Source organism: Burkholderia sp. E168m23, assembly GCF_016586125.1.
GTDB lineage: Bacteria > Pseudomonadota > Gammaproteobacteria > Burkholderiales > Burkholderiaceae > Burkholderia > Burkholderia orbicola.
Map to the genome: position 1 here is coordinate 1 of NZ_BCPP01000281.1, position 7267 is coordinate 7267.

At 67.2% G+C, this 7267-nt stretch carries 5 protein-coding genes; 3 read left to right on the forward strand and 2 right to left on the reverse strand.

Going from position 1 to position 7267, the window contains the following annotated elements:
- From JMF90_RS16215 to JMF90_RS16225, 3 genes are all read left to right on the forward strand, one after another.
- On the forward strand, nt 1-1674 hold a 1674-nt coding region (locus JMF90_RS16215; RefSeq protein WP_236597990.1), incomplete at its 5' end, for a sugar porter family MFS transporter.
- 55 nt (nt 1675-1729) lie between these two features.
- Nucleotides 1730-2458, forward strand: a complete 729-nt coding sequence (locus JMF90_RS16220; RefSeq protein WP_011547485.1) for an HAD family phosphatase — start codon at nt 1730-1732, stop codon at nt 2456-2458.
- A gap of 30 nt (nt 2459-2488) precedes the next feature.
- Nucleotides 2489-4018 carry a mannitol dehydrogenase family protein gene (locus JMF90_RS16225; protein WP_011547484.1) on the forward strand — a complete coding sequence of 510 codons (1530 nt, stop codon included), beginning with the start codon at nt 2489-2491 and terminating at the stop codon, nt 4016-4018.
- Here JMF90_RS16225 and JMF90_RS16230 read toward each other — a convergent pair.
- Entirely contained in the window at nt 4007-5959 is a 1953-nt protein-coding gene (locus JMF90_RS16230) for an FUSC family protein (RefSeq protein WP_227746117.1), read from the reverse strand. The genes JMF90_RS16225 and JMF90_RS16230 overlap by 12 nt on opposite strands.
- Before the next feature lie 101 nt (nt 5960-6060).
- The gene (locus tag JMF90_RS16235) at nt 6061-7158 is read right to left on the reverse strand and encodes a branched-chain amino acid aminotransferase (protein WP_011547482.1); all 1098 of its coding nucleotides are present in this window, start codon (nt 7156-7158) and stop codon (nt 6061-6063) included.
- Nucleotides 7159-7267 lie beyond the last annotated feature (109 nt).

A 7267-nucleotide genomic window follows, 5' to 3' on the forward strand; every position in this document is an offset into this window, starting at 1 on the left:
GACCGACATGACGAAGCAATCACCCCCCGTACAAACCGGAAGTCCCTCCTGTCGGCGCGTTCCATCTGCCCGACGCGGCGGCACGCCGCCCGGCCACATCCACGCGCTCGCCTGAGCGCCCGTTCGCGACTTCCCGCTCCGCGACTTCAGCGACGCATTGCCGCACGTGCGGCAACGCCTGTTACCGGAGTGGGCACATGCCGTCACGTTACGCGTTCGTTCGCCCGTGCGACGAGCCGCACCACAAGGAAAACCGTCATGGCTTCTGATTCCGCCCTTCCCGACACACCCGCGGCCCGCCCCCGGCCCACCCCGTCCGCCTACATGCGCACCGTCGCATCGATCGCGGCGATCGCCGGCGGGCTCTACGGATACGACACCGGCATCATTTCTGGCGCCCTGCCCCTCATCGCGCGAGACTTCGGCCTCGACTACCGCGCACAGGAGCTCGTCGCCGCGGCGATCCTGCTCGGCGCGGTGATCGGTGCGCTGGCCGGCACCCGCATGTCGGCCGCATTCGGACGCCGCAAGACCATTACGATCGTCTCGGCGATCTATGCGGCCGGCGTGCTGGCTGCCGCCCTCTCGCCCGACGCGTGGTCCCTTGCCGCTTCCCGGCTCGTGCTCGGATTCGCGGTCGGCGGCTCGACGCAGATCGTGCCGACCTACATCGCGGAACTCGCGGAGCCGGACAAGCGCGGCCGCCTGGTGACCTACTTCAACGTCTCGATCGGCATCGGCATCCTGCTCGCGGCCCTGATCGGCGTCGCGGGTAACGACCTGTTTTCCTGGCGCGCGATGATCGGTATCGCGGTCATCCCGTCGGTCATCCTGATGGTTGGCATGACCCGACTGCCGCGCAGCCCGCGCTGGCTCGTCGAGCAGGATCGCATCGCCGACGCGCATGGCGAGTTGTCGAAGGTGCGGGAATCCCAAGCGGCCGTCCGACACGAGATTGCCGATATTCGGGACGTGGTCGAGCGGCAGCAGGACGGCGCGACATCGGGGTGGCGCACGATGCGCGAGCCCTGGGTACGCCCCGCTCTCGTTGCCGGCCTCGGCGTCGCCGCGTTCACCCAGCTCAGCGGCATCGAGATGATGATCTATTACACGCCGACGTTCCTTCGCGACGCGGGGTTCGGCGCGTCGGCATCGCTCTGGGCCGCACTCGGCGTCGCCGTCACCTATCTCGTGATGACCTTCATCGGCAAGCTGACCGTCGACCATGTCGGCCGCCGCACGCTCAGCCTCGCGACGCTGCCCGTCGCGGCAGCCAGCCTCGTGCTGCTTGGCTGCCTGCTGCGGGGCGACTTCGTTTTGCCCATGCAGCAACTGTGGATCGTCATCTGCCTGATCGCGTTCATGGTGTTCAACGCCGGCGGTATCCAGGTCATCGGCTGGCTGACGGGCGCGGAAATCTACCCCGTCGCGATTCGCAACCAGGCCACCGGCGCGCACGCCGCAATGCTATGGGGCTCGAACCTCTTGCTGACCGGCACTGCACTGACCGTGACCAAATGGCTCGGTGTCGGCGGTGCGATGTGGGCGTACGCGTGTCTCAACGCACTCGCATGGGTATTTATCTATTCGATGGTGCCGGAAACGCGCGGTCGCAGCCTCGAGGACATCGAACGCGCATTGAAGCGCGGAACGTTCGGGCCGCGCCATTCATGATCGGACACGGTCAAGCCAGTCACGTCCATCCTGCTTTCTCATCACGGAAACCGACATGAACGAACTTACTGCCACACGTCGACTTTCGGATCATGCGCTGATCAGCGATTGCGACGGCGTGCTCGTCGATAGCGAAGCCGTCGCCGAACGCATCGTCGTGACTCGCCTCGAGCACCTCTGGGGGCTCGCCGGCCTTCGCGACGTCATACGTCCCCTGCTCGGCATGCGAGCCGAGCAATTGCTGCGCACGGTCGCGACCATCGTCGACCGGCCGCTCGACGACGACACGGTCGAGGCGATTCGCGCGGACATCCACGCAAACGCGGTGAATGCGCCGGCCATCGACGGCGTGCGCGACGCGTTCGCCGCCATCCCGCTCGTCAAGGCGTGCGCCAGCAACAGCGATCTTGCCTATGTGCGCAGCGTGGTCGACCGGATCGGTCTGGCCGACCTGTTCGGCGAACGCTTGTTCACGGCCGACCAGGTGCCCTCGCCGAAGCCCGCGCCCGACGTCTATCTGGCCGCCGCCCGTCGCATGCATGTGGCGCCCGAACGGTGCATCGTCGTCGAAGACAGCGCGACGGGTACGGCCGCCGCGATGGCCGCCGGCATGACCGTACTCGGCTTCGTGGGCGCCGCGCACGCGGCACGAACGCAGACGGACAAGCTGCACGCCGCAGGCGCGTCCGTCGTCTTCGACGACATGGCCGCGCTGCCGTCGCTCGTCGAGCGCTGGCTGCGACACATGCAGGACACGACGCCCGCTTGGCGCGTACGCGCCTGACCTTCCCCGAACGAGAAACACCTCGCGATCATGAACGACAACGCATCCCCTCCGGCGCGCGAAGACGACACGCGCCATCCGCTCGCCAATGCAACCCTCGGACGCGCGGCGCCGCACGTCGCCGTTCCTGCCTACGACCGCCATCGCCTGACGGCAGGCATCGCGCATATCGGCGTCGGCAACTTCCATCGCGCCCATCAGGCGCGCTACATCGATCATGTGCTGCATCTGCCCGGTCACGAAAAATGGGCAATATGCGGAATCGGACTGGGTAGCGGCCCGGCCTCGGTCGCCAAGGCCGACGCGCTTCGCGCGCAGGATTGCCTCTATACGCTGACGGAGTTCTCGAGCGACGGCACGACGGTCGTGCGCGTCATCGGTGCAATGATCGAGTATCTGCACGCACCGGCCGACCCGGAAGCCGTACTGACCCGGCTTGCCGATCCGGCGATCCGGATCGTATCGCTGACCATCACGGAAGGCGGTTACAACCTCGACGAGACGACCGGCGCATTCCGGTTCGATACGCCCGACGTCGCACACGATCTGCTGGGCGGACCGCCCCGTACCGCGTTCGGGTTCATCGTCGAAGCGCTCAGACGGCGTCGAGCCGCCAACGTACTGCCCTTCACCGTGATGTCCTGCGACAATCTGCGCGGTAACGGGGATACCGCGCGGCGCGCGGTGCTCGATTTCGCACGGGCGACCGACGTCGATCTCGCCGCCTGGATCGAGCGTTACGTCGCGTTCCCGAACAGCATGGTCGACCGGATCGCGCCGCAGGTGACGGACGCGATCCGCCTGCGCGCCAACCGGTTGTCAGGCTTCGACGACACGGCGCCCGTCGTTGCCGAAACGTTCTCGCAATGGGTGGTCGAGGACAGCTTCAGCGCCGGCCGCCCGGCATTCGACGCAGCGGGCGTCGAATTGCGTGACGACGTCCATGCGTACGAGTCCATGAAGGGGCGCATGCTGAACGCTTCCCACATGTTGCTCGCTTACCCGGCGATTCTGCTCGGACATCGCTTCGTCCATGACGCCATGGCCGATCGCGATCTCGCGGCGCTGCTCGACATCTTCCTTACCCGGGACGTCGGCTCGATCCTCACGCTACCGCATGGCGTGTCCGCACGCGCCTATGCCCGCGATACGCTCGCGCGCTTCCGCAACGCCGCACTGGGCGATCAGTTGCTGCGCGTCGCGCACGACGGCGCGTCGAAGATCCCGGTGTTTCATGAAAAGACCATCGGGGCATTGATCGCGCGTCACGGCGACATGCGCCGTGAAGCCCTGCTGCTGGCCTGCTTCCAGCATTACCTGAAGGGTGTCGACGATCTCGGCAACGCGTTCGCAGTCAGTGAGCCGCAATTCGAGGCAGCGGATCTCGAGCGCGTGCGAAGCGGCGCGCCACTCGCGATCCTCGATTCAAAGCCGTTCGCCCCGCTCGGGCTCGCTTCCAACCCGGGGTTCGTCGAGCTATTCCGCACGATGCAGGCAGCCGTGGCGACACGCAGGACGCGCGACGCCATCCGGCTGGCGCTCGATGCTTCAGATACCTGAACAACGTATCGCTTCCCGAACATCGGGGGCGAGAGCGCTGCCATCGGCGCGATGCGAGCGTTCCTCGCCCGTATTTTTTCCGAACAGCGCGTCCTCGAATGCGCGGTTGAGTTCGGTCAACTTCGCGTCGAGCCGCGCCAGATCCCGATGGGCCGGTAACGAAGGGTCGCCGGCTACCGCAAGCGTTCCGTGCCCGACGCTCGCAGCCGCATCGAGTCGCATCGACCGGCCGTGATCCAGATCGCTGATCAACGCATCGATTCGCGTGACGACAGCCGCGCGCGCCGGCCGCTCGAATGCGACATCCGGGCCACCGGCTTCGACCGGCAGGCGTGTCGCCACGATTCGGCCATACAGCCAGCAGGACAGCAACGTGTCCGACAACCGTCGGGCGTCGCCGGACGCACGGAGCATGCGCCACGCGGCCAACGGCCGGATCGCCATGCGCACGTCGTGAAAGCGGCGATCGGCCGCGCGCATCTGCGCCGCGCCCGGCCGCGTGCCGTCGTCGCGCTCGTGCACGAGTTCGCGCAGCGCCACCAACAGCCCGTGCGAGCGCGTCGCAATGTGGCGCGACGCCGCCAGCGGCATCACCAGCAGCGCCGCCGCGAGCGACACCGCGCAGCCGATCAACACCTCGCCGATACGCAGTTCCGCAAGCGCGCCGATCTCGAACCCCAGTTGCGCATAGACGAGGCCGATCAGCACCGTGAGAAAGAACACGCCGCGCCCATAGGCGTGCAGGATGTGGTACGCCCAGCCAAACACGCACACGCCCATGACGATGACCACGAGTGCATTCGCATGATGAGCCGCGCCGACGACGAGTACGCTCGCGAGCGCGCCGGCGAGCGTCCCGGCGACGCGTTGCGCGCCGCGATAGATCGTGTCCGCGCACGAGTACGTGCCGAAGAACACGACGAACGTGCTGAGCACCGCCCACATCCACCGCTCCGACGACAGCGTCTCGCCGATCAACATCGCGGCGCACGCAGCCGCCGCGGCGCGGATCGCCGGCAACCATGCAAGCGTGCGCCAGCCGGCGGTCCACGGCACCGCGCGCGCGGGCCGCGGCGTCGCGGGCGGCGGTGCGGCGGTCATGCGCGCCGCCAGGCCGTCGACGACGCTCTCGAAGCGGGCAATCGCGGCACGTAGCACCGCGGCGGCGGCATCGGTTCGATCGCGGCTCAGCACGCGTCGAGCCGACGCGATCTCCAATGCGACGAGCGCGATGTGCAACGCGCGCGTGTCGCCTTCATCGCGTGTCGACGCGTGATGCTCGAGCGCGATGGCGGCTTCGTTCAGCGCCAGTAAATGGGCCATCGCATCCAGCGCGCCGGCATCCGACACGTCGCTTCGTGCGATACACGCCGCGTGCAGCGATACCGAGCGCGCGATGAGCCGTGGCGTGGGCGCCGCGTGCACCGGCAACAGCACGCGGCAGACGAGCACGACGCTTGCCGGGCCGGCGATCGACATCGCCAGCATGTGGCCGGCCTGTAGCGCGGCCGGATGCAGATAAAGACCGAGGTAGTACATGGCGATCGCCAGGAACGCACAGCCGATCGTGCGCGGCCCGCGGGTCTGGCACAGCATCGAACAGAACAGGACGATCACGAACCCCGCCTTGCCGACGGCCGGCCACGCACTCACGCAGGCGGCCGCGGCAAAGCTTGCGCATGCGGTGCCGTACTGCCACGCAAGCGACTCATACCAGTCCAGCCGGTGAGCATCGCGCAGGAAGAGTGGCGCGATCATCGAGAACAGGATGCCCACCGCGCCGGTAGTGATCGCAAAACCGAGATGGAGCGCCGACGCAATGCCGAGCGCACCGGCCAGCAAGCTCGCCAGCGCGGCGCGCGCACCGCCCAGCAGACGATGAAGACCAGGGTCGACAATGAACAGGCGGTCAATCGCCCGTGACAACGAAACAGCTGACATGATCGAGGAATTCCAGGAGACAGCGCGGCGGCTTCCGGCCGGCATGCCGGCCACGGCTTTCATGACGGCCGTCGCGCGTCGCGAGGGCCGCCGTGCCGAACTCAGAACACGCGGTCTACCCAGCCGTGGCGATCGGCTTCGCGCCCGTTCTGGATATCGAGCAGCGCCGCCTTCAGGCGCTGCGTGACCGGCCCCGCGCCACCTTCGCCGATCGTGAAGTCGTACGCCCGGCCCTTCACCCGGCCGATCGCCGTCACGACCGCCGCCGTGCCGCATGCGAACGCCTCGACCAGTCGACCGCTGCGCGCATCCGCCTGCCATTGCTCGATCGTGTAGCCCTCCTCCCGCACCGTGTAATTCAGCTCCCGGGCCAGCGTGATCAACGACGCACGCGTGATGCCCGGCAGAATCGTCCCGTTCAGCGGCGGCGTCTGGATCGACCCGTCGTCGAATACGAAGAACACGTTCATCCCGCCCAGTTCCTCGATCCAGCGGCGTTCGACCGCATCGAGAAACACCACCTGCTCGCAGCCTTCGCGAATCGCCTCCGCCTGCGCCGCCAGGCTCGCCGCGTAGTTGCCGCCGCATTTCGCGTCGCCCGTGCCGCCCGGCGCCGCCCGCGTGTAGTGCTCCGACACCCACAACGTGACCCCGGCCGCGCCGCTCTTGAAGTACGCGCCGACCGGCGTCGCGATCACGCAGTACAGGTACTCCGGCGACGGCTTCACGCCGAGCACCGCCTGCGTCGCGATCATGAACGGGCGCAAATACAGCGCCGCACCGTCGAACGCCGGAATCCAGTCGCGATCGGCCCGCACCAGCGCACGGACCGATTCGACGAACATCGCCTCCGGCAACGGCGCCATCGAGAGCCGCTCGGCGGAGTGGCGAAAGCGCCGTGCATTCGCGTCGGGACGGAACAACGCCGCGCCGCCGCCAGGCAACCGGTAGGCTTTCAAGCCCTCGAAAATCTCCTGCGCGTAATGCAGCACGAGCGTGGCCGGATCGAATCGGAACGCTTCGCGCGGCCCGATTTTCGCGTCATGCCACCCTTGTTCCGCCGAGTACCGGATCGTCACCATGTGATCCGTGAAGACGCGGCCGAAACCGGGATCGTCGAGCAGCGCGGCGCGCTCGGCCGCCGGGACGGGATGGGGATTTTGTTCGAATGCGAAGTGCTGGACGGAACCGGTGCTCATTTTTGCCCCTTGATCGGCAGCGGGACCGCCCCGGCTGCTACGGGCCAAAATTTATCGTAGAAAAAATAATTTCAGGTTGCGTGTTCGACCTAAGATGGAAGCGTTTTGG

Excerpts from the sequence above, each read along its gene's own strand:
- JMF90_RS16220 (WP_011547485.1), top strand. The coding sequence starts at position 1,730 with ATGAACGAACTTACTGCCACACGTCGACTTTCGGATCATGCGCTGATC.
- JMF90_RS16225 (WP_011547484.1), top strand. The coding sequence starts at position 2,489 with ATGAACGACAACGCATCCCCTCCGGCGCGCGAAGACGACACGCGCCAT.
- JMF90_RS16230 (WP_227746117.1), bottom strand. The coding sequence starts at position 5,959 with ATGTCAGCTGTTTCGTTGTCACGGGCGATTGACCGCCTGTTCATTGTC.
- JMF90_RS16235 (WP_011547482.1), bottom strand. The coding sequence starts at position 7,158 with ATGAGCACCGGTTCCGTCCAGCACTTCGCATTCGAACAAAATCCCCAT.